Genomic DNA, 18,209 nt, shown 5'->3' with positions numbered 1-18,209 from the left:
TTCCCGCACCCGCCGCACAGGCAGTTCATGCACAGCATGGTGGTACAGCAGTCGCAGGAATCGACGCCTCCGTAGCCATAGCCGAAGGGGCGGTACGCCTGTCCGCCCTGGCGCATCATGTTGTACGCCTGCCGGTACTCCAGATTGTTTGGGTCCATGTTGCAGGCCATCTGGTACTGCTGCATGGCCTCGTCCAGCCAGCCCTTCTGATAGGCGATGGAGCCCATCAGGAAGTGCCACTCCGCATCCTGGCCCGGCACCGACTGGAGCAGCTGCTCCGCCTGACTCAGATTTCCCAGATTGATGGCCTGCCGGGCTCTGGCATAGACCGAAGCGCCGCCGGAGGACCGGCTCTGGCTCTGGTACCCGCCCTGCTGCTGATAGCTGGCCTGATAACCGCCGCTCCCGCGGCTCGCCCGCTGCTTGGTAATGGCGTCATATGCCTCGTTGATGGCCTTCATCTTCTCTTCGGCCAGGTCGGCCAGGGGATTGTTCTGGTAGTTGTCCGGGTGGTACTTCCGCGCCAGTTCCCGGTAGGCTTTTTTGACCTCCTCGTCGCTGGCGTCAGGGCTTACACCCAGGATGCTGTACGGATCATTCATAGTACGTTCTCCCTGTTCTCTTTCTTGCGCCGCCGCCACTGACCGGCGAAGACGGCCTCCTCCACCATGGGCAATCCCAGGCAGAGGATATTCAAAATAACGCCGCTCCATGGACCGGCATCGTCGAGATGATGGGCCGATATGGCCAGGTTCAGCGAGTGGTCCAGCGTCAGCCGGACCTCGTCCCGGTGGGCCTCCGGCCCGTCCGGGAACCGCAGGAGCAGCGGATTGTACTGTCCTGCCGCCCGGTCCTCCTCAAGGTCGTCCCAGGCGTCCACCAAATAGATCCAGCGGCCCACATGGTAGAGCAGCTGCTCCAGCGCCCGGTCCCGGACAGTTTCCCCGGTGGCGGGGGCCGCCGCGGTCAGTATCCTGGCAAAGGTGTCCGCCGTCCGGTCCAGTGAGGGGGACTTGTCCGCCTCCAGGGCCCGCAGCTCCTCCAGGCAGGCCACGGTCTGCCGGTCAAACGCAGGACGGAGCCGCGCCGCCTTCCGATAGGACGGGCGAAGGAGCGCGCTCAGCACCCGGGCGGACAGCCCACGGAAAAAGCCATGGTCGGCCACACTGTCCCGCAGCTTCCAGTAGGTGAGGATCACGCTCTCATCGGCTGCTGTATCCAGCTCCGGGCGGGCGGGACAGACCCGTTTCCCACGGAGTGGACAGGCCACGCACCGGCGCCGCTCCAGCTCCACCGGCTCCCCCGGTCCGGCCAGGACCATGGCCAGAAAGGCAAAATCATAGTTGAGGAGCAGCCGGGGCAGAAAGCCGTACCGGCGGCCCAGCGTGTGACAGAGACCGCAGTAGATCCCCTGGTAGTCGTCCAGCTCCCGGACCTTCAGCTCCCCCCGCCGGGGGACCACATAGCCGAACATCAGATCTCCTTGCGGGCTACGATGCGGAACTGGATGGACTTGCGGCGTTTGACCCGTCGGTCCAGGGCAATGACAAGGAATATGCTGACGACAAAGGCGGCAATCCCCGCCAGGATACACCAGCCCTGGGTAAGGCCAAAGGACTGGGCCACCAGATAGCCGGCCACCAAAAGCACCATAGGCATCAGGTAGACAAAGGCAATGACCCCCATGAGCTGGGTGTTCGCGGTCTCCACCACCACCAGCTCTCCCACCTTGGCATCCACAGTATTTTCAGCTATGGCGGTGACGGTAGGCTGGGCCGCCGTCATGCAGCCGCCGCACTCGGAACAGTTATGGGCACAGGCGCCCTGGCGGACCACTGCCACCTGGGCTGTGCCATTGGGAAAAGTCTGCTTGATTTGTGCTGTCTGTGTCATATGGAAAGACTCTCCTATTGTGTTTGGATATTGACGACCACGATATAGCCGGTACCGCTGCTGGAGCTGACCACGCCGCAGCGGCTGTCGCCATCCAGATAGATCTTGGGCGTGAAGGGGAACTGGGCCTTTCGCAGATTCTGCCCCTGCAGATCCACCACCACCCGGAGCTGGTACCCCTCAACCGCATCAACGGCATCGGCAGGCCCCCGGACCTTGACCTGGAGGGAGCGGGTCACAGCATCGGCGGTAAAGCCCGCCGGGGTATTGATGATGTCGATGTTGGAGGTCTCCACTGTTTTGGTCTCCAACCCCTTGATCGTGACGGTCACAGTGACCTGGGTGATGCCGCTGTCGTTGCTCAGCTCCGTCGCCAGCTCAATGGGGAAGACAAAGGTCTGCTCCTCCTGGACCACCTGGGAAAGATCGATCTTGCCCACGGTGATGGTCTTGCCCTCCAGATAGGTCACATCGTCCTCGTCGCCGGAGACCTGGATGGCAGCAGGCTGGATATCTACCGTCACATACCGCGCAAAGTTTTCTGCGGTGATGCCGCCGCCGTAGACATACTCCAGACTCAGCGGCACCTCCATGGTCTTGACCACCGGCATGACCACACTCACTGTATTCACGTTGGTGGTGAGCTCCCGGTCATCCACCACTTTGCCGTCCGCCGTCATGAGCTGGAAGCCGAGTTCGCCAGTATAGGTCTTGGTGAGGTCCTCGCCGGCAATGGTGACCTGGGCGTAGTCCACCTGGTTGACCAGCTCCTCAGGACCCTGGACCTTGATGACACCCGGCGTGACCTCCACAGGATTGGCCCGGTAGTTGTTTTCCTCATCCACTGTACCCTCAAAAACGCCGCGGACCTCCACCGTCTTGGACAGCAGCTTGGTGATGGTCACCCGGACCGTCTTTCCCTCCTGGTCCAGCACCCGCACGCCGGCAGATGTCAGGGAGGTGAACTCCGGCGTGATGGCACAGCTGAGCTCGTAGGTCCCGGGCTCGGTGATCTCAGCCACGTTGACGACGGCGCTGAAATATTCGCTGGGCGTGGAGGCCATGTTCACCAGCAGGTTCCGATTCCCGCTGACCCTGGCATTGACCACCAGCTTGGCGCCGGGGTCGATCATCAGGCCCTTGGCATTGAGCGCCTCCTCCCCCACCACCGTCACCGGGATATTACGCACGGTGGACTCGCCCACATCGGTCACACTGGCTGTCACATAGGCCCACAGGCCAAGGGCGATGAGGATGGACAGGATGATATTGAATATTTTACTTTCCGCGAACTTCTTCCCCATCGTGTTTGTCACCTTTTTTCGACTTGAATAGGGCGGAGAGCTTGCCAGGGGATCCAGAGGTCTCATCCTTGGGCAGCAGCTCGTTGCGCAGCAGGCGCTCCAGCGTCTCCGGGGCCAGATGGCGCTTGAGCATGCCGTTCACCGCCACGGAGATGGACCCGGTCTCCTCCGAGACGATGGCCACCACGGCGTCGGAATTCTCGCTCATGCCGATGCCGGCCCGGTGCCGCATTCCCAGGTCCCGGGACAGATTGATGTTCCCCGACAGAGGGAGCACACAGCCCGCCCCGACGATGTGCCCGTTCCGGACGATGACGGCGCCGTCGTGAAGGGGGGCCTTGTTCCAGAAAAGGTTTTTCAAAAGCTCCGCCGCCACGGTGGAATCCAGGGCGGTGCCTGTTTTGATGATGTCGTCCAGGGGCACCTTCCGCTCAAAGACCATCAGGGCCCCAACCTTGTCCCGGGCGAGGGAGGCATAAGCCTGTACGGTCTGGGAGATGGCCTCCTCCACCTCCGGGGGAGCCTCCTCCCGGCTGAACATATCGCCCAGGCTGGTGCTGCCCAGCTGCTCCAAAAAGCGGCGGATCTCCGGCTGGAAGACCACGATGAGGGCCAGCATTCCCATCTCTACCATATGGGAGAGGAAAAAGTTGATGACCCGCAGCTGGAGCACCGAGGAGATCGCCAGGGCGGCCAGCAGCAGGAGGATGGCCTTGGCCACCTGGGCCGCCCGGCTCCGCCGCACCAGCATGAGCACCCGATAGACGATCACCGAGATGATGGTCACATCTACAACATCGAATATGGAAATGTTAAAAGTCAGGATGTAGTGATACACCCTCTGTAAAATGTCTGTCATTTCCATGATCTCCCACAACAAAGAATGACCCCTGAGACAGATGCCGTACGCTCTGCCCATTTCAAATATTATACTGTATCCACCGGCAAATGGCAAGGACCCCACCCATTAAATTTCCCTGAACTTCAAACGGAAATCGCCGAAAAAAAGCGTGCGAGGGCGCGCGGCAGAGAACCGCGGCCCACGCACAGGCTGGCGGAGTCACAGATCCCGGAGGCTGGACACAGCCCTGACCAGGGCGCGCACCTCCCCCGCGCTGTTGAAGGCGGAAAAGCTGGCCCGGACGGCACCTGTTTCCAGCGTTCCGGCTGTGCGATGGGCCAGGGGCGCGCAGTGGAGCCCCGCCCGGACGGCGATGCCCAGCCGTCCCAGCCGCTCTCCCGTCTCCTCACAGTCCATTCCCTCCACCCGGAAGGCGAGGACCCCCGCCTGATGGGCCAGCCTTGGGGCCGACCACACCGTGACGCCGTCCAAACCGGTCAGCCCCTGCGCACACTGGGCGGCCAGGCGGCGCTCATGGGTCAGGATCTGCCCCGGCCCCATCCGCTCCACAAAGCGCAGCCCCTCCAGCAGCCCGGCGGCCCCCGGGACATTGTGGGTGCCGGCCTCCAGCCGGTCAGGAAGAAACTCCGGCATGGTCTGAAGGGCGGAGAGAGACCCGGTCCCTCCCTCCAACAGAGGGGCTGCTGACCGGGCGCACAGCAGCAGGCCGGTACCCTGGGGACCATAAAGGCCCTTGTGGCCAGGCATGGCGATGAAGGCCGCCCCAAGCTCATCCATGTGTACGGGGAGGGTCCCGGCGGACTGGGAGGCATCCAGGACAAAGGGGACCCCCCGCTCCTGGCACAGCCCGGCGATCTCCCGCACCGGCAGCACGTAGCCGAAGACGTTGGACACATGGGTGCAGATGACACAGGTCACCTCCGGTGTGAGCAGCGCCCGGAACCGCTCCGCCATAGACTCCGGCTGGAACAGCGGGGCTTCCGCCGCCTTTACCGTCACATCCGGGATGGCCGCCAGGGGCCGGGTGACCGCGTTATGCTCATAACCGGAGATGAGCACGGTATCCCCCGGGGACACCAGGGTCTTGATGGCCAGGTTCAAGCCGTGGGTGGCATTCATGGTGAGCACCACCTGGTCGGGCTCCGGCACATGAAAAAGCCGGGCGGCAGTCTCCCGGCAGGCAAAAAGGGTGTCCGCAGCCGCCATGGCGGCGGGGTAGCCGCCCCGCCCCGGGCTGGCCATATGCTTCATGGCGGACGCCGCCGCCCTGGCCACCTCCGGCGGCTTTTGGAGGGAGGTGGCGGCAGAGTCCAGGTAGATCATGGCCCCACCTGGCGGTAACCGCCGTCTGATTCCGCAATATAGACCCCCCTGGGCCGCAACTCCGCCCGATTGAGCAGAACCAGCGCCTGGGCCAGCCGGCGCTCGGCCACCTTCACGGCGTAGCCGCAGCCCTCCCCCACGATGGACCGGGGCGCCCGGAGGACGGTCCCGGTGATGCCGCCCCGCTCCAATACAGCCGCCGTCCGCTGGGCATAGGTGAGGGAACGGCAGACGATAAGATAGTAGACCATAGGCATTACGCTCCTCTCCGAAGCATCCTATGCCCGGCCGCCTCCGGCGGACACCATCAAAGGTACAGACAAAAAAGACCGGAACCCCCGCCGCGCAGAGGTCCCGGTCCCGTGGTCCTATTTTCGTTCCAGCAGGGTCACGGCGTGTGCCGCCATGCCCTGCCCCGTGCCGGTGAAGCCCAGCCCCTCCTCGGTGGTGGCCTTCACGTTCACCCGCTCCTGGGGCACCCCCAGGTGAAGGGCCAGGTTCTGCCGCATCTGCGGGATATGCCCGGCCAGCTTGGGCCGCTGGGCCACCACCGTGGCGTCCACGTTGCCCACCTGCCAGCCCTCCGTCCGGAGGCGGTCACACACCCGGTCCAACAGCAGAAGACTGGAGATCCCGGCAAAGGCCGGGTCGCTGTCGGGAAAGAGCCTGCCGATATCCCCCAGGCCCGCCGCCCCCAGCAGGGCGTCCATCACCGCGTGGGTCAGGACGTCGGCGTCAGAGTGGCCCAGCAGCCCCTCCTCCCAGGGGATCTCCACACCCCCCAGCACCAGCTTCCGCCCCGCCGCCAGCCGGTGGACGTCATATCCATGTCCGATCCGCATTTCCGCCATCACAACTCGCCCCTTCCCATCAAGATCCCCAGGCCCAGATCCAGGTCCGTCGGGGTGGTCAATTTCAGGTTGGTCCGCTCGCCCCGGGTCAGGCTCACCCGCATCCCCAGGCGCTCCACGGCGGCACAGTCGTCGGTGAGGGAGACGCCCTCCTCCGCCGCCTTCTGGAGGGCCGCCCGGAGGAGCGACGCCTCAAAGACCTGGGGCGTCTGGATGGCGAACAGGGTCTCCCGGTCCAGGGTCTCCTCCACCACACCGTCCCTGGCCCGCTTCACCGTATCGGTCACCGGCACCGCCGGAGCTGCCGCGCCGCACTCCGCCGCCTTGCGGATGACCTCCTCCAGCACCTCCGGCGTGACGAAGGGCCGTGCGCCGTCGTGGACGGCGATGAGCTCCGCGCTGTCACTGGCCGCCCGGATGCCCGCCAGGACCGACAGGGTGCGGGTGGCGCCGCCGGTCACCACTCCGGAGACCTTTTCCAGGCCGAATGACCGGCACAGCCGGCTCACCGGTACCACCAGATCCTCCCGGGTCACCACCACGATCTCGTGGATCAGGGGACAGTCCTCCAGGGCCTCCAGACTGCGGACCAGCACCGGTCGGTCCCCCAGCTCCAGCAGCATCTTGTCCTGGCCCTCCATTCGGGTGGAGGACCCGGCCGCCGGCACCACGGCGGTGCAGAAGGGCGCGGCGGGACGTTTCTTTCGCAGGGCGTCGAAAATAGACATGCGTGTCCAGCTCCTTTCAAAACAGGGCTCGGTCACCCCCGCTCCGACAAAAAGGAGCCTTGCGGCTCCTTTGTCTGGCGGGGCAGTCAGCTCATGGCAGTGTTGACCCGCCGCTCCATGTCCTCATAGCTGACGCCCTGAGAGAGGACAAGCTCGGAAATCAGGATCTGCTTGGCCGAGTGGAGCATCTTGCGTTCCCCGGTGGAGAGTCCCCGGTCCTCGTCCCGGAGCATAAGCCCCTTCACCACCCGAGCCACCTCCATCAGGTCCCCGCTCTTGATGCGGAGCATATTTTCCCGATAGCGGCGGTTCCAGTTCTGCGTCATCTCCACCTTGATCTCCGGCATGGCGGCAATGAGCCGGTCGGCCTCCTCCCGGTCCACCACGGGGCGGACCCCGATCTCCTCAGTGTGCTCAGTGGGTATCATGACCAGCATGCCGCCCACCGGGAGCTTGAGGATATAGTAGTCCCGCACCACGCCGTTGACCTTCTTGCTGACAATGCTGTCGATCACACCGGCACCATGCATTGGATGGACGATCTTATCCCCCACCTCAAACATGATAACCACCTCCTTGACTCATAGCGTGAAAAATAACTTGACAAACAATCAAATCAAGTTTATTATAAATCATTTATCAACGCTTTGCAAGTAAAAACCGGCACACTTGGGGTAAAACCAGCGTCAAATTCCATCCGAATCCCAAAAATATCGAAAAGGACCTGCCTCAAAAAATGAGACAGGCTCTCTCAAAAATGCAAGCATTTTTTCGAAGGGATACAGGCCGCTGCAGCGCACGGCGCAGCCGAAGAGACTGCGCCGCACGTTTGCGGCCTGAGCAGTGTTTTTTCCGAGGCACATGTCCCCGGAAAAACAGATTTCACTTGCTTCCGTCGTCTGCGGACGACGGAACTCTGCGAGGCACTTGCGCAAAATGGGGGGCATTTCTACTTTTTTGACAAGCTGAAAGGACCTGTCTCAAAAAATGAGACAGGTCCTTTCTCTTTTGTTATATGCGCTGCACGCAGGAGAACTTATGCCTCCTCGTCCTCCATGTCGGCGGGCTCTTCCAGGAGCGCACGGATGGACAGAGAGACCTTCTGGTGCTCCATGTCGATGTCGGTGATCTTCACGTCCACCATATCGCCCTCAGCCAGCACGTCGCCGGGCTTCTCGATGCGGTGGTCGGCGATCTGGGAAATGTGGATCAGGCCGTCCACGCCGGGGACGATCTCGGCGAAAGCGCCGAAGGTCATCAGCTTGACCACCTTGACGTTGGCCACATCGCCCACGCTGTACTTGTCGGTGAAGACAGTCCAGGGATCCTGGCTCCGGTCCTTCATGCCCAGAGAGATCTTCTTCTTCTCAGGGTCGAAGGAGATAACGTACACGTCCACGGGGTCGCCCACGCTGACCACCTCGGAGGGGTGCTTGATGCGGCTCCAGGAGAGCTCGGAGATGTGGACCATGCCGTCCACGCCGCCGATGTCCACGAAAGCGCCGTAAGAGGTCAGGGACTTGACCACGCCGGAGTAACGCTTGCCGTCCTCGATCTCGGCCCAGACCTTGGCGGCCTTCTCGGCGCGCTCAGCCTGCTCCACAGCGCGGATGGAACCCACCACGCGGCGACGGGCACGGTTGACCTCGGTGATCTTCATGCGGACCTTCTGCTTGAGCAGAGCGCCCATGGCGGCGTCCCGGGGCAGACCGGTCTGGGAGGCGGGGATGAACACACGCACGCCCTTGACAGAGGCCACCACGCCGCCCTTGTTCTCCTCGGTGATGACGCCTTCCACCACGGTGCCGGCCTCGCGGGCGGCCTCCACGTCATCCCAGCTCTTCACGCTGTCCAGGCGCTTCTTGGACAGGGTGACCACGCCCTCGGCGTCGTTGACCCGCATGACATAGGTCTCGATCTCGTCGCCGATCTTCACGATGTCCTCCACCTTCATGGTGGGGTCGTCGGTCAGCTCGGATACAGGAATATAGCCGGCATGCTTGGTGCCCAGATCCACATAGATCTCAGTGGGGGTGATCTCAGTGACGACACCGGTGACCTTCTCTCCTGTATTTAAAGTTTTGATCGATTTCTCCAGCAGATCAGCGAAGGATTCCTCGATCTCCATGATTTCGTCGCTCATTTTGTCATAGACCTCCTTTATTATCCACCCGGGCGTCGATGCTCCCGCGGTGATGCCGATCGAAGCCGCCCCCCGGAAGGAGGCCGGTTCCAATTCCTCCGCCCCCTCAATGGTGACCACCTGAGGACAGAGGGCGCGACACAGCTCTGAAAGCCGCCTGGTGTTGGAGCTCTTGCGGTCGCCGATGACGATCATGGCGTCGCAGTGGGCTGCCAATTTTTGGGCTTCCGACTGCCGTATATACGTAGCATTACATATTGTATCAAATATTTCTGCGTTTGTACACTCTTTTTTTGCTGTTTCTAAGGCGAATTCCCAAATTCCCCGGGTGGATGTGGTCTGGGAGACCATGGTGATGGGCATTTCACGCCGTCCGGGCTCCTCTGAGAGCCAGGCGGCCAGGGCCGCCCCGTCCGGCAGCACCACCGGATGGGTGCACCAACCGGCGATGGCCACGATCTCCGGGTGATCCGGCGTGCCGATGATGACCGGCTGCCGGCCCGCCGCCTCGGCCTCCGCCACCAGCCGGTGGATGCGCTGGACATTGGGACAGGCCGTGTCCACGATCCGGCAGCCCTTTTCGGCCAGGGCCTCATGGACCCGCCTGGCCTCCCCGTGAGACCGGAGGATCACCGCCGCGCCGGGCGGCACCTCCTCCACAGTGTGGACCAGGACGGCCCCCTCCTCTTCCAGCTGCGCGACCACATGGTCGTTGTGGATCACGGGGCCCAGCAGCACGGCGCCGCCGGCCCGGGCGGCCTGCTCCGCCATCTCCACCGCCCGCTTCACGCCGTAACAGAAGCCGGCGGATCTGGCCAGTTCCAGCTTCATGACGCCAGCTCCCCCAGCTTGCGGATGCGCTCCATGAGGTCAGCGGTGATGGCGTCATATTCCTCCGCAGTCCCCTTCCGGCCTGCCACCTGGGGCAGGTAGGGCTCCCCGATGACCACCGGGGTCCGCCGGAACCAGGGCTTGTGCTCCGGCACATAGACGGGCAGGATGGGCACGCCGCAGCGCACGGCCAGCATGGCGGCGCCGTTTTTCGCCTCCCCCTGTTCCCCCTTGCTCTCATGGATCCGGTGGCCCTCCGGGTAGAGGAGGACCTTCTCCCCCTCCTTCAGGTATTTCATGGCCTGCTTGATGGCGCCCACGTCCGATTTGCCCCGCTCCACGCCGAAGACGCCCACATGGCGGAGGATCCAGCCAATGAAGGGCACCCGCAGCAGCTCCGCCTTGGCCATGGGCCGGAGCTGATGCTTGAGTCGAAAGGCAAAGGCCAGGAAAAGCGGGTCAGACATGGCGGTGTGGTTGCCGCACACCAGCACGCCCCCCTCCGGGATGTTTTCCCACCCGATGGCACGCCCCGGATGGACCAGGTTGAAAAAGGGCCACACGATCAGATAGATCACAGCATAAAAGGTCCTCATCGCTCCAGCCCCCCTCTGACGGCGTCCAGCAGCGCCTGAAGGCTCTCCTCCAGGTCCAGCTCGGTGGTGTCCACCAGCACGGCGTCCTCCGCCTGCCGCAGCGGCGCCGCCGTCCGGCTGATGTCCCGCCGGTCCCGCTCCACGATCTCGGCCAGGACCGTCTCATAGTCCTGGGGCGTCCCCCGCTGGAGCAGCTCGTCGCAGCGCCGCCGGGCCCGCGCCTCGGGAGAAGCGGTGAGGAAAATCTTGACGTCGGCCTCCGGCAGCACCACCGTACCGATGTCCCGGCCATCCATGACCACATCGTGCTCCCTGGCCAGACTCCGCTGGGTCTCCATCAGGAAGTCCCGCACCGCCTGGATGGCCGACACCGCCGACGCCGCCCGGGATACCTCCGGCCGCCGGATGTCCCCGGTGACGTCCCGGCCGCACAGGTACATGTGCTGAAGGCCGTCCCCGCTGTCATGCGCCAGCCGGATCTCGGCCTGTGGCAGCAGGGCCTTCACTGCCGCAGTGTCGGAGAGATCCACCTTCCGCTCCAAGGCCAGCAGGCCCAGGGTGCGGTAGATGGCGCCAGTGTCTACGTACAAAAAGCCAAGGACTTCTGCCGCCTTCCGGGCCAGGGTGCTTTTCCCCGCCCCGGAGGGGCCGTCGATGGCCACGCTCTTATGTCCCATGTCTTCTGCCTCCTCGTTTTTCCCGGCCCGTCAAAGGACCCGCTCCGCCGCCGCCTGGCCGGCTGCACGACCAGTACACCAGGCGATCTGGAGATTGAAACCTCCTGTGTAGGCGTCCACGTCCAGCAGCTCGCCGGCCAGATAGAGCCCCTCCACCCGCTTGGACGCCATGGTCCTGGGGTCCACCTCGGAGACCTTCACGCCGCCGCTGGTGACGATGGCGTCCTCCACCGGACGGGGACCGGCCACCGGGAAATCCAGACTCTTAAGGGTCTCCAACAGCTTCCTCCGCTGGACCTTGGTGACCGCATTGGCGGGCAGATCCGGGGGAATGTCCGCCCGCCGGGCCAGCACAGGGACCAGCAGCCGGGGGGCCAGGGTCTCCAGAACATTGTGAAAGGCCCGGTTGGGCTGCCCGGTGAGCTCCCGCACCAGGCGGGCGTCCAGCGCCGTCTCGTCCAGGGCCGGTTTGAGGTCGATCACCACGGTATACCGCTCCTTTTCGTAGTCCCGCATATGGGCGCTGGCGCTGAGGATCAGGGGGCCGGAGAGGCCGAAATGGGTGAAGAGCATCTCCCCCTGCTCCCGGAAGATCACCTTGCCCTTCTGATTTTTCACCTTTACCGCCACATTCCGCAGGGAGAGCCCCTGCATGGAGGGACACTCCTCCCCCTCCACCACCAGGGGAATGAGGGATGCCTTGGGGGGCAGGATGGTGTGGCCCAGGGCGGCGGCCATGGCATAGCCGTCTCCGGTGGAGCCGGTCAGCGGGTAGGAGGCCCCGCCGGTGGCCAGGACCACGGCCCTGCCGGGGTAGCGCCCCTTCTCCCCCTTGACCCCCGTGACCCGCCCTTCTGCGGTGAGGATCTCCCCGGCCCGGTCCTGGACCAGGTCCACGCCGGCACGCCGCAGGGCGAAAAAGAGGGCGTCCACCACATCGGCAGCCTTATCCGACACCGGGAAGACCCGGTTGCCCCGCTCGGTCTTCAAGGGGACGCCGAGGTCGGTAAAAAAGTCCTTCACCTGGGCCGGCGGGAACCGGGTGACAGCGCTGGTGAGGAATTTTCCATTCCGGGGCACGTTGGCCAGGACCTCTGCCGGCGCACAGTCGTTGGTCAGGTTGCACCGGCCCTTGCCGGTGATATAGAGCTTCCGCCCCACCTTCTGGTTGCGCTCCAGGAGGGTGACAGGGGCCCCCATCCGGGCAGCAGTCAGCGCCGCGAGCATGCCCGCGGCGCCGCCCCCTATGACAATGATCCGCTTCTCTTCCTGCGTCAAATCAGTTCTCTTCCTCTACTTGTTCATATACGCCGTAATCCGCCCAGATCTGCTCCAGGGTGGAGAAAGTCTGGGCCACATCGGCATTCTTGCGCCGCCCCACCGCCACGATGAGGGCGTTGATGAGACTCAGCGGCGCCACCAGGGAATCCACAAAGGATGCCATATCGCTTTTGGCCAGGAGGGTGACCGTGGCCATGTCTGCCAGAGGGGACGCCTGGGAGTCGGTGAGGGCCACCACTCTGGCGCCCCGGTCTCCGGCAAAGCGCATGGCCTGTACCGTCCGGCTGGAATACCGGGGGAAGCTGATCCCGATGACCACGTCCTCCGGCCCCACCCGCAGCAGCTGTTCAAAGGTCTCGCTCACCGAAGTGGTCCGGATGAGGACCACCTGCTCAAAGATCAGATTGAAGTAAAAACCCAGGAAGTCCGCCAGCGCCGCCGCCGAACGGGCCCCCACAATGTAGATCCGCCGGGCAGAGAGGATGGCGTCCACCGCCCGGTCAAACCCGGACCGGTCAGCCTCCTCCAGGGTGAGCCGGATCTTTTCGATGTCCGACTGGAGCACCGTGGCCAGGACGTCGTGATCCCCGATGCGGTCATTGGCCACCTCAATGCGCTGGATAGAGGTGAGCTTGCTGCGGATCATCTCCTGGAGGGCCTTCTGCATGCTGGGGTAGCCGTCATAGCCCAGCTCGGCGGCAAAGCGGACCACCGTGGACTCGCTGACGTTCACCGTCTGCCCCAGGCGGCTGGCCGTCATGAAGGCCGCCTTGTCGTAAGAGGACAGGATGAAGCGGGCAATGAGCTTCTGCCCCTTGGAAAAGGTGGGCATTTGGTTTTGAATGGCGGTCAAAATGTCCCTGGACATGGCGGACACCCTCACATTTCTTCCCGGGCTTTGCCCGGCGTACTGTACCGCCCCCGCCGCGCTCCGCCGGCAATGGGGCCAACCGCTATTATCATAGCGGGAAACGGCGGGAAATGCAAGCACGTCCCGCAGAACAGTTCCGGCCCTTCTGCATCCTCAGATGCTTTTGAGCAGCGCGACCTCCTCCTCGGTGAGGTGACGCCACTTGCCCAGCTTGAGCCCTCCCAGCTGAACCTGGCCCTCCCGGACCCGGCGCAGGGCCTTCACCGTCAGGCCCACCTGCTGGCACATCCGGCGGATCTGGCGGTTTTTTCCCTCGTGGATCTCAAAGGAGAGCAGATTGGGGCCCAGCCGGTCCACACGGGCGGGCGCGAGGGCCACGCCATCCAGCTCCATGGGACCGTTGAGGGTGGGCAGGGCCCCCTCAATGTCTCCGGTGACCATCACTAAGTACTGCTTGTTCACCTCGTGGCTGGGGTGGATGAGCCGGTGGGTCAGAGCGCCGTCGTTGGTGAGCAGCAAAAGCCCCTCCGAATCCAGGTCCAGCCGTCCTACCGGCCACACCCGCACCCCGCAGTCGGCCACCAGCTCGGCCACCGTGGGCCGCCCCTCCTCGTCGGAGAGGGTGGTCACATAGCCCCGGGGCTTGTTGAGCATGAGGTAGACCGGCTCTGCCGCCGGGCCCACCTCCACCCCGTCCAGCGCCACGCGGTCCCGGCTCAGGTCGGCCTTGTCGCCCAGCCCGGCGACCTGACCGTTCACCGTGACCCGTCCGGCCACGATATAGTCCTCCGCCGTACGCCGGGAGCAAAGCCCGGCGGCGGAGAGGAGTTTTTGCAGGCGTTCCTCCATGAAGGGCACCTCTTTCTTTCCATTTTATGCTGGGCGGCCTATGCCGCCCAGGGCAGCAGCGCCCAGAGCCGCTCCAGCGGTCCCCGGGCCGGGGCAGGGTCAGCGTGAACGCCGGCTGCGCACACCAGCTCCGTCCGCCCGATGACCGCGCCGTCCAGGGTGAAGGTGAGACCCCCCACCGGCAGGTCGGCTGCCGCCGGCGCCGGCAGCCGGTCGGGCAGGTCCAGCCGGACCCTGACCTGTTCCTCTGCCGTCAGGGGGTATCGCACCTCCTCCGCCGTCCGCACCCACAGGGCGGGCACCAGGGCCCCGGCGGTCTTCACCAGTCCCACCGTTTTCCCCGCGCCGGCCAGCAGCCGCAGCGGGTAGGTCTCAAAGCCGTAATCAAAAAGGGCGGCGTGGTCCCTCCAGTCGTCGGGGTCGTTGAGGGTGACGCACAGCAGCAACTGTCCGTCCCGCCGGGCCGCCGAGACCAGGGTTCGGCCAGAGGCGCTGGTATAGCCCGTCTTCATCCCCACACAGCCGGGATAGAGGCGGAGCAGCTTGTTGTGGTTGACGAAGGTCCGCCCCCCAACCGACGCCGTTCCGCAGGCCGCCGTTTTCGCCACCAGCTCGTTGTCCATGCAGGCCGCCGCCAGGATGGCCATGTCGGCGGCGGTGGAGTAGTGTCCCTCGGCGTCCAGTCCATTTGGGTTTGCAAAATGGGTGTCCGCCATGCCCAGAGCCTGGGCCTTCTCGTTCATTAGCGCCACAAAGGCCGCCACACTCCCGGCACAGAAGCGTGCCAGGGCCAGGGCGGCATCGTTGCCGGACTGGAGGAGCAGGCCGTAAAGGAGGGCCTCCACCGTGACGGTCTCCCCCGCCCTCAGATACATGGAGGAGCCCTCGGCAAGGGTGTCCTCCCGCAGGATCTCCACCGGGGCGTTCAGATCGGTGACCGACTCCGCCGCCACCAGAGCGGTCATCAGCTTGGTGGTGCTGGCGATGCCCCGGCGGGTGTGGGCGTCCTTTTCATAGAGGACCCGTCCGCTCCCGGCGTCCACCAGGATGGCGGAGGCCGCCGACGTGGACGGCCCCGCCGCCCGGGCGGCGGGGCCGAGCATGGGGAGGAGCAGGGCAAACGACAGAAACAGGGCTGCAAATGACTTCATGGGGCATCACCTCAACGGTATGGATGCCGTTAGTATGTCTGTCCCCTTCTCCGATTATCCCCGGACGCCGCCCCGCCCGTTTTATTGCTCCGCGGAACCCTTGCCGCCCTTGTCCTGCTTCTCAATGAAATCGGTGACCTTATCGAACATCTCTGGCACCAGCTCCACCACCCGGTCCACCGCGTTTCCGGCGGGAGGGGCCACAGGCAGCAGCTTCACCGAATCCCCCTTGACGATGAGGAAGGCCACTGGGGCGATGTTGACGCCGGCACCGCTGCCGCCGCCGAAGGAGTTCTCCGCGTCCGGCTTCTGGTTCTTGGTGGTAAAGTCGCCGCCGCCGGTCCCAAAGCCGAAGGACAGCCGGGACACCGGAATGAGGGTCACGCCGCCGTCGGTGTGGATGGGGGTGCCTACGATGGTGTTGACGTCCACCATCTCCCGGATCTTCTCCATGGTGGTGGACATGAGCTCACTGATGGGATGGTTCTTTTCCATATGCTACCGCCCTTTCTGTCGTATCTGTGACCTGTTTCTTGGTTTCATTTTGCTGCCGCCGCCAGCGCAGCAGCACACCCAGTGCCTGGAACCCAAACCGCAGGGCAAAAGAGACCCCCTGCCCGACGGTGAGGGACAGCGCGACCCCGGCGCTGAGCTCCGAGTGGGTCCGCTGGAAATCTACCGCCGTGCGGATGTCCCGCTGGCGGATACGAAAATTCTGCTCCAAAAGGGGCAGGACCATACCAAGCATGGCATTGACGCTTCCAAAGGCCGTTGCCACGGCTGCCGGATCGCTCCCAGCCAGCAGGATCCGCGCCTCCAGCCGGTCTACCGAGATCCTGCGCCGGAGGCTGCCCGCCGCCCGCAGGGCCACCGGCAGCAGCGCCCGGAGCAGTGAGAAGAGCGCCCCCTTCTCCGGTCCGGGAGAGGGCTTCTTCGGCGCCGTCTCCGGGTCGGCAGGCGGCTTTTCCCGCTTCTTTTTCATCGGATAGACCCGCAGATGCACCGGTCCCACCCGAAGGCGGACGGTGAGCTGCGCGCCATCGTAATCCGCATCGGCTCCGACCCGGATGAGCGACACCAGGAGCAGGGCCGCCAGGATACACGCCAGGATCACCCAGCCCACCGGGCCTCAGCCTCCCTCCGTCGTGTTCCGCTCGGCCCGCGCCAGCGCCGTCGCCGCGGAGAGCAGTTCCTCCTCGGTGGGCTCCTCCCCCTCCTCCCGGAGCATCCGCAGCTTCTCCAGCGCCGTTTGCATGTCCATGGAGAGCTGGCCCTCCTCCGGCGCGGCGGCTGGCAGCTCTGGCAGCTCCTCCAGGCTGCTCAGGCCAAAGGAGCGCAGGAAGGTGGGCGTGGTCCGATAGAGGATGGGCCGCCCTGGCACCGCCAGTCGTCCGCACTCCTCAATGAGCTCCCGGTCCAGCAGCAATCCCACAGTATAGGCGCTGTCCACCCCCCGCACCTGGTCCACGTAGGCCCGGGTGGTGGGCTGGTAATAGGCGATGATGGCCAGCACCTCCAGGGCCGGTGGGGACAGCCTGGGGGGACGCCGGCTCTCAAAGGTCTTGCGGATGAGGTCGGCGTACTCCGGCGCCGAGCAGAGCTGATAGCTGGTGTCCAGCCGCACCAGCCGGATGCCCCGGCGGCTGTAACTGTAATCGTCCATCAGCTTCTGGGCCACTGCGTCCGCTGTGGCGCGGTCGATCTCCAGCGCCAGGCACAGCCGCTCCACGCCCACCGGCTCGCCGGCGGCAAAGAGAACGGCCTCCATGGCCGACTGGATCTCCTTCAGATCTGTCAAAGGGTCCCTCCCCCTTCCGTTGGATCAGTACGCATCGGTGGAGAACTCCATCTCGGTCTCCCCCTCCCCGGTGCAGGTCACTGTGCAGTCGGTCTCGGTGCCGGCCAGGCGGATGCGCCGGGCCTTGCACAGCTCCAGCACGGCGATAAAGGTGGCCACCACCTCAGAGCGGCTCCGATTGCCCTGGAACAGGGCCCGGAACCGGGTGACGCCAAAGCGCACCAGCCGCTGGATGAGCTCGGCAGCCTTGTCCGATACCGGATAGGGCTCCCGGCCCACGATGCCCTCAAAGGCGCTCACCGGCGGCGGCAGCAGCGTTCCCATCCGCTCCCGCACCGCCAGCATGGCCCGCCGCAGGTCGTCCCTGTCGTGGACATAGCGGTAGGTGTGGTCGGCGGGCAGGGCCTCCGGGCCCTTGGTGATGTAGTCCCGCCCCAGCGCAAAGCGGTCGGAGAGCGCCGGCGCCACCGCCTTGATCTTAAGATAGTCCTCCCGGCGCTGGTGGGCCTCCAGAGAGGCGATGAGCTGTTCCATCTCGGAGAGGGCCTCCTCATCGTGGATGGAGAGGAGCATCCTCGACTTGATGAAGACCAGCTGGGCCGCCATGCTGACGAATTCGCTGGCCACTTCCAGGTCCAGCTCCTTCCGCCGGTCCATCCAGGCCAGATATTGTTCCAGGATCACAGAGATCTGGATGTCCTTGATCTCCATCTTGTTCTTGCTCAGCAGGGCCAGGATCAGATCCAGGGGACCGGTAAAGTCCTCCAGGTCCTCCGCCTTGGCCTTCACCACTTTTTCCAGATGATAGATGGGTCCCTCCAACGGCGTCCTCTCCCTTTCGTCTTATGTGAGCAGATAATAGGGCCAGGCCGCGCCCCGGAGCAGCAGATCCAGCACCCAACCCCTGGCGGCGTTCAGCGGGGCGCTGAACACCCCCAGCCAAAGCAGCGCCATGAGGAGGAGCATGCCCCATCGCTCATAGCGCATGAGCTTGTAATAGGCCCGGTCGGGACGACAGGCGCCCAGCACCTTGGACCCATCCAGCGGCGGG

21 protein-coding genes and 1 pseudogene are annotated in these 18,209 nt (G+C 64.5%); all 22 read right to left on the bottom strand.

Annotated features, from left to right (window positions below):
- The coding region (locus Q0Y09_RS08570) for a J domain-containing protein (RefSeq protein WP_297720426.1) at positions 1-602 on the bottom strand (602 nt) is incomplete at its 3' end.
- A complete protein-coding gene (locus Q0Y09_RS08565; RefSeq protein WP_297720423.1) occupies positions 599-1,474 on the bottom strand; it encodes a DUF5685 family protein in 876 nt (291 codons plus the stop codon). The genes Q0Y09_RS08570 and Q0Y09_RS08565, both read right to left, overlap by 4 nt.
- Positions 1,474-1,893: a SoxR reducing system RseC family protein gene (locus tag Q0Y09_RS08560; protein ID WP_297720421.1), complete on the bottom strand. Its 420-nt coding sequence runs from the start codon at positions 1,891-1,893 to the stop codon at positions 1,474-1,476. The genes Q0Y09_RS08565 and Q0Y09_RS08560 overlap by 1 nt, the downstream gene beginning before the upstream one ends.
- 14 nt (positions 1,894-1,907) lie before the next feature.
- On the bottom strand, positions 1,908-3,197 hold the full coding sequence (locus Q0Y09_RS08555) for a hypothetical protein (RefSeq protein ID WP_297720418.1): 1,290 nt from the start codon (positions 3,195-3,197) through the stop codon (positions 1,908-1,910).
- Positions 3,172-4,062: a diadenylate cyclase CdaA gene (gene cdaA / locus Q0Y09_RS08550; RefSeq protein ID WP_297720415.1), complete on the bottom strand. Its 891-nt coding sequence runs from the start codon at positions 4,060-4,062 to the stop codon at positions 3,172-3,174. Before cdaA ends, Q0Y09_RS08555 begins: the two co-directional genes overlap by 26 nt.
- A 195-nt stretch (positions 4,063-4,257) precedes the next feature.
- Positions 4,258-5,382: an aminotransferase class V-fold PLP-dependent enzyme gene (locus Q0Y09_RS08545; protein ID WP_297720413.1), complete on the bottom strand. Its 1,125-nt coding sequence runs from the start codon at positions 5,380-5,382 to the stop codon at positions 4,258-4,260.
- Positions 5,379-5,633: a DUF3343 domain-containing protein gene (locus tag Q0Y09_RS08540; protein WP_297720411.1), complete on the bottom strand. Its 255-nt coding sequence runs from the start codon at positions 5,631-5,633 to the stop codon at positions 5,379-5,381. Before Q0Y09_RS08540 ends, Q0Y09_RS08545 begins: the two co-directional genes overlap by 4 nt.
- 117 nt (positions 5,634-5,750) lie before the next feature.
- Complete coding sequence (ispF, locus tag Q0Y09_RS08535) at positions 5,751-6,233, bottom strand: 2-C-methyl-D-erythritol 2,4-cyclodiphosphate synthase (protein WP_367184378.1); 483 nt, start codon at positions 6,231-6,233, stop codon at positions 5,751-5,753.
- On the bottom strand, positions 6,233-6,961 hold the full coding sequence (ispD, locus tag Q0Y09_RS08530) for a 2-C-methyl-D-erythritol 4-phosphate cytidylyltransferase (protein WP_297720408.1): 729 nt from the start codon (positions 6,959-6,961) through the stop codon (positions 6,233-6,235). Before ispD ends, ispF begins: the two co-directional genes overlap by 1 nt.
- Before the next feature lie 86 nt (positions 6,962-7,047).
- Positions 7,048-7,524, bottom strand: coding sequence for a CarD family transcriptional regulator (locus tag Q0Y09_RS08525; RefSeq protein ID WP_297720406.1), 477 nt, complete (start codon positions 7,522-7,524; stop codon positions 7,048-7,050).
- Positions 7,525-7,997: 473 nt separating this feature from the next.
- A complete protein-coding gene (locus Q0Y09_RS08520) occupies positions 7,998-9,935 on the bottom strand; it encodes a bifunctional 4-hydroxy-3-methylbut-2-enyl diphosphate reductase/30S ribosomal protein S1 (protein WP_297720403.1) in 1,938 nt (645 codons plus the stop codon).
- A complete protein-coding gene (locus tag Q0Y09_RS08515; protein WP_297720401.1) occupies positions 9,932-10,531 on the bottom strand; it encodes a 1-acyl-sn-glycerol-3-phosphate acyltransferase in 600 nt (199 codons plus the stop codon). The genes Q0Y09_RS08520 and Q0Y09_RS08515 overlap by 4 nt, the downstream gene beginning before the upstream one ends.
- A complete protein-coding gene (gene cmk / locus Q0Y09_RS08510) occupies positions 10,528-11,208 on the bottom strand; it encodes a (d)CMP kinase (protein WP_297720398.1) in 681 nt (226 codons plus the stop codon). Before cmk ends, Q0Y09_RS08515 begins: the two co-directional genes overlap by 4 nt.
- A gap of 30 nt (positions 11,209-11,238) precedes the next feature.
- Entirely contained in the window at positions 11,239-12,486 is a 1,248-nt protein-coding gene (locus Q0Y09_RS08505) for an NAD(P)/FAD-dependent oxidoreductase (RefSeq protein WP_297720395.1), read from the bottom strand.
- 1 nt (position 12,487) lies between these two features.
- Entirely contained in the window at positions 12,488-13,357 is an 870-nt protein-coding gene (locus Q0Y09_RS08500) for a MurR/RpiR family transcriptional regulator (protein ID WP_297720392.1), read from the bottom strand.
- 156 nt (positions 13,358-13,513) lie between these two features.
- A complete protein-coding gene (locus Q0Y09_RS08495; protein WP_297720389.1) occupies positions 13,514-14,209 on the bottom strand; it encodes a pseudouridine synthase in 696 nt (231 codons plus the stop codon).
- A 38-nt stretch (positions 14,210-14,247) separates the two neighbouring features.
- On the bottom strand, positions 14,248-15,360 hold the full coding sequence (locus Q0Y09_RS08490; protein ID WP_297720387.1) for a D-alanyl-D-alanine carboxypeptidase family protein: 1,113 nt from the start codon (positions 15,358-15,360) through the stop codon (positions 14,248-14,250).
- An 81-nt stretch (positions 15,361-15,441) separates the two neighbouring features.
- Positions 15,442-15,855: a GerW family sporulation protein gene (gene ytfJ / locus Q0Y09_RS08485; RefSeq protein ID WP_297720384.1), complete on the bottom strand. Its 414-nt coding sequence runs from the start codon at positions 15,853-15,855 to the stop codon at positions 15,442-15,444.
- Complete coding sequence (locus tag Q0Y09_RS08480; protein ID WP_297720381.1) at positions 15,830-16,483, bottom strand: DUF2953 domain-containing protein; 654 nt, start codon at positions 16,481-16,483, stop codon at positions 15,830-15,832. Before Q0Y09_RS08480 ends, ytfJ begins: the two co-directional genes overlap by 26 nt.
- 6 nt (positions 16,484-16,489) lie before the next feature.
- Positions 16,490-17,158 carry an SMC-Scp complex subunit ScpB gene (gene scpB, locus Q0Y09_RS08475; RefSeq protein ID WP_297720379.1) on the bottom strand — a complete coding sequence of 223 codons (669 nt, stop codon included), beginning with the start codon at positions 17,156-17,158 and terminating at the stop codon, positions 16,490-16,492.
- 24 nt (positions 17,159-17,182) lie between these two features.
- Positions 17,183-17,980 (bottom strand): segregation/condensation protein A, encoded by a 798-nt coding sequence (locus tag Q0Y09_RS08470; RefSeq protein ID WP_297720376.1) that lies wholly within the window; start codon positions 17,978-17,980, stop codon positions 17,183-17,185.
- Between the two features lie 21 nt (positions 17,981-18,001).
- Positions 18,002-18,209, bottom strand: a pseudogene (locus Q0Y09_RS08465) (site-2 protease family protein); the annotation flags it as partial.

It is taken from the genome of Intestinimonas sp., from assembly GCF_026169115.1.
GTDB lineage: Bacteria > Bacillota > Clostridia > Oscillospirales > Oscillospiraceae > Intestinimonas.
Note: the sequence above shows the minus strand (reverse complement) of the source record. Positions and strands in the feature narration are given on the sequence as shown.

What these genes read in the sequence shown, in the direction of transcription:
- Q0Y09_RS08565 (WP_297720423.1), bottom strand. Translation starts at nt 1,474, where the DNA reads ATGTTCGGCTATGTGGTCCCCCGGCGGGGGGAGCTGAAGGTCCGGGAG.
- Q0Y09_RS08500 (WP_297720392.1), bottom strand. Translation starts at nt 13,357, where the DNA reads ATGTCCAGGGACATTTTGACCGCCATTCAAAACCAAATGCCCACCTTT.
- Q0Y09_RS08555 (WP_297720418.1), bottom strand. Translation starts at nt 3,197, where the DNA reads ATGGGGAAGAAGTTCGCGGAAAGTAAAATATTCAATATCATCCTGTCC.
- Q0Y09_RS08560 (WP_297720421.1), bottom strand. Translation starts at nt 1,893, where the DNA reads ATGACACAGACAGCACAAATCAAGCAGACTTTTCCCAATGGCACAGCC.
- Q0Y09_RS08495 (WP_297720389.1), bottom strand. Translation starts at nt 14,209, where the DNA reads ATGGAGGAACGCCTGCAAAAACTCCTCTCCGCCGCCGGGCTTTGCTCC.
- Q0Y09_RS08490 (WP_297720387.1), bottom strand. Translation starts at nt 15,360, where the DNA reads ATGAAGTCATTTGCAGCCCTGTTTCTGTCGTTTGCCCTGCTCCTCCCC.
- ispD (WP_297720408.1), bottom strand. Translation starts at nt 6,961, where the DNA reads ATGTCTATTTTCGACGCCCTGCGAAAGAAACGTCCCGCCGCGCCCTTC.
- Q0Y09_RS08525 (WP_297720406.1), bottom strand. Translation starts at nt 7,524, where the DNA reads ATGTTTGAGGTGGGGGATAAGATCGTCCATCCAATGCATGGTGCCGGT.
- Q0Y09_RS08545 (WP_297720413.1), bottom strand. Translation starts at nt 5,382, where the DNA reads ATGATCTACCTGGACTCTGCCGCCACCTCCCTCCAAAAGCCGCCGGAG.
- cmk (WP_297720398.1), bottom strand. Translation starts at nt 11,208, where the DNA reads ATGGGACATAAGAGCGTGGCCATCGACGGCCCCTCCGGGGCGGGGAAA.
- ispF (WP_367184378.1), bottom strand. Translation starts at nt 6,233, where the DNA reads ATGGCGGAAATGCGGATCGGACATGGATATGACGTCCACCGGCTGGCG.
- cdaA (WP_297720415.1), bottom strand. Translation starts at nt 4,062, where the DNA reads ATGGAAATGACAGACATTTTACAGAGGGTGTATCACTACATCCTGACT.
- Q0Y09_RS08515 (WP_297720401.1), bottom strand. Translation starts at nt 10,531, where the DNA reads ATGAGGACCTTTTATGCTGTGATCTATCTGATCGTGTGGCCCTTTTTC.
- ytfJ (WP_297720384.1), bottom strand. Translation starts at nt 15,855, where the DNA reads ATGGAAAAGAACCATCCCATCAGTGAGCTCATGTCCACCACCATGGAG.
- Q0Y09_RS08540 (WP_297720411.1), bottom strand. Translation starts at nt 5,633, where the DNA reads ATGGTCTACTATCTTATCGTCTGCCGTTCCCTCACCTATGCCCAGCGG.
- Q0Y09_RS08520 (WP_297720403.1), bottom strand. Translation starts at nt 9,935, where the DNA reads ATGAAGCTGGAACTGGCCAGATCCGCCGGCTTCTGTTACGGCGTGAAG.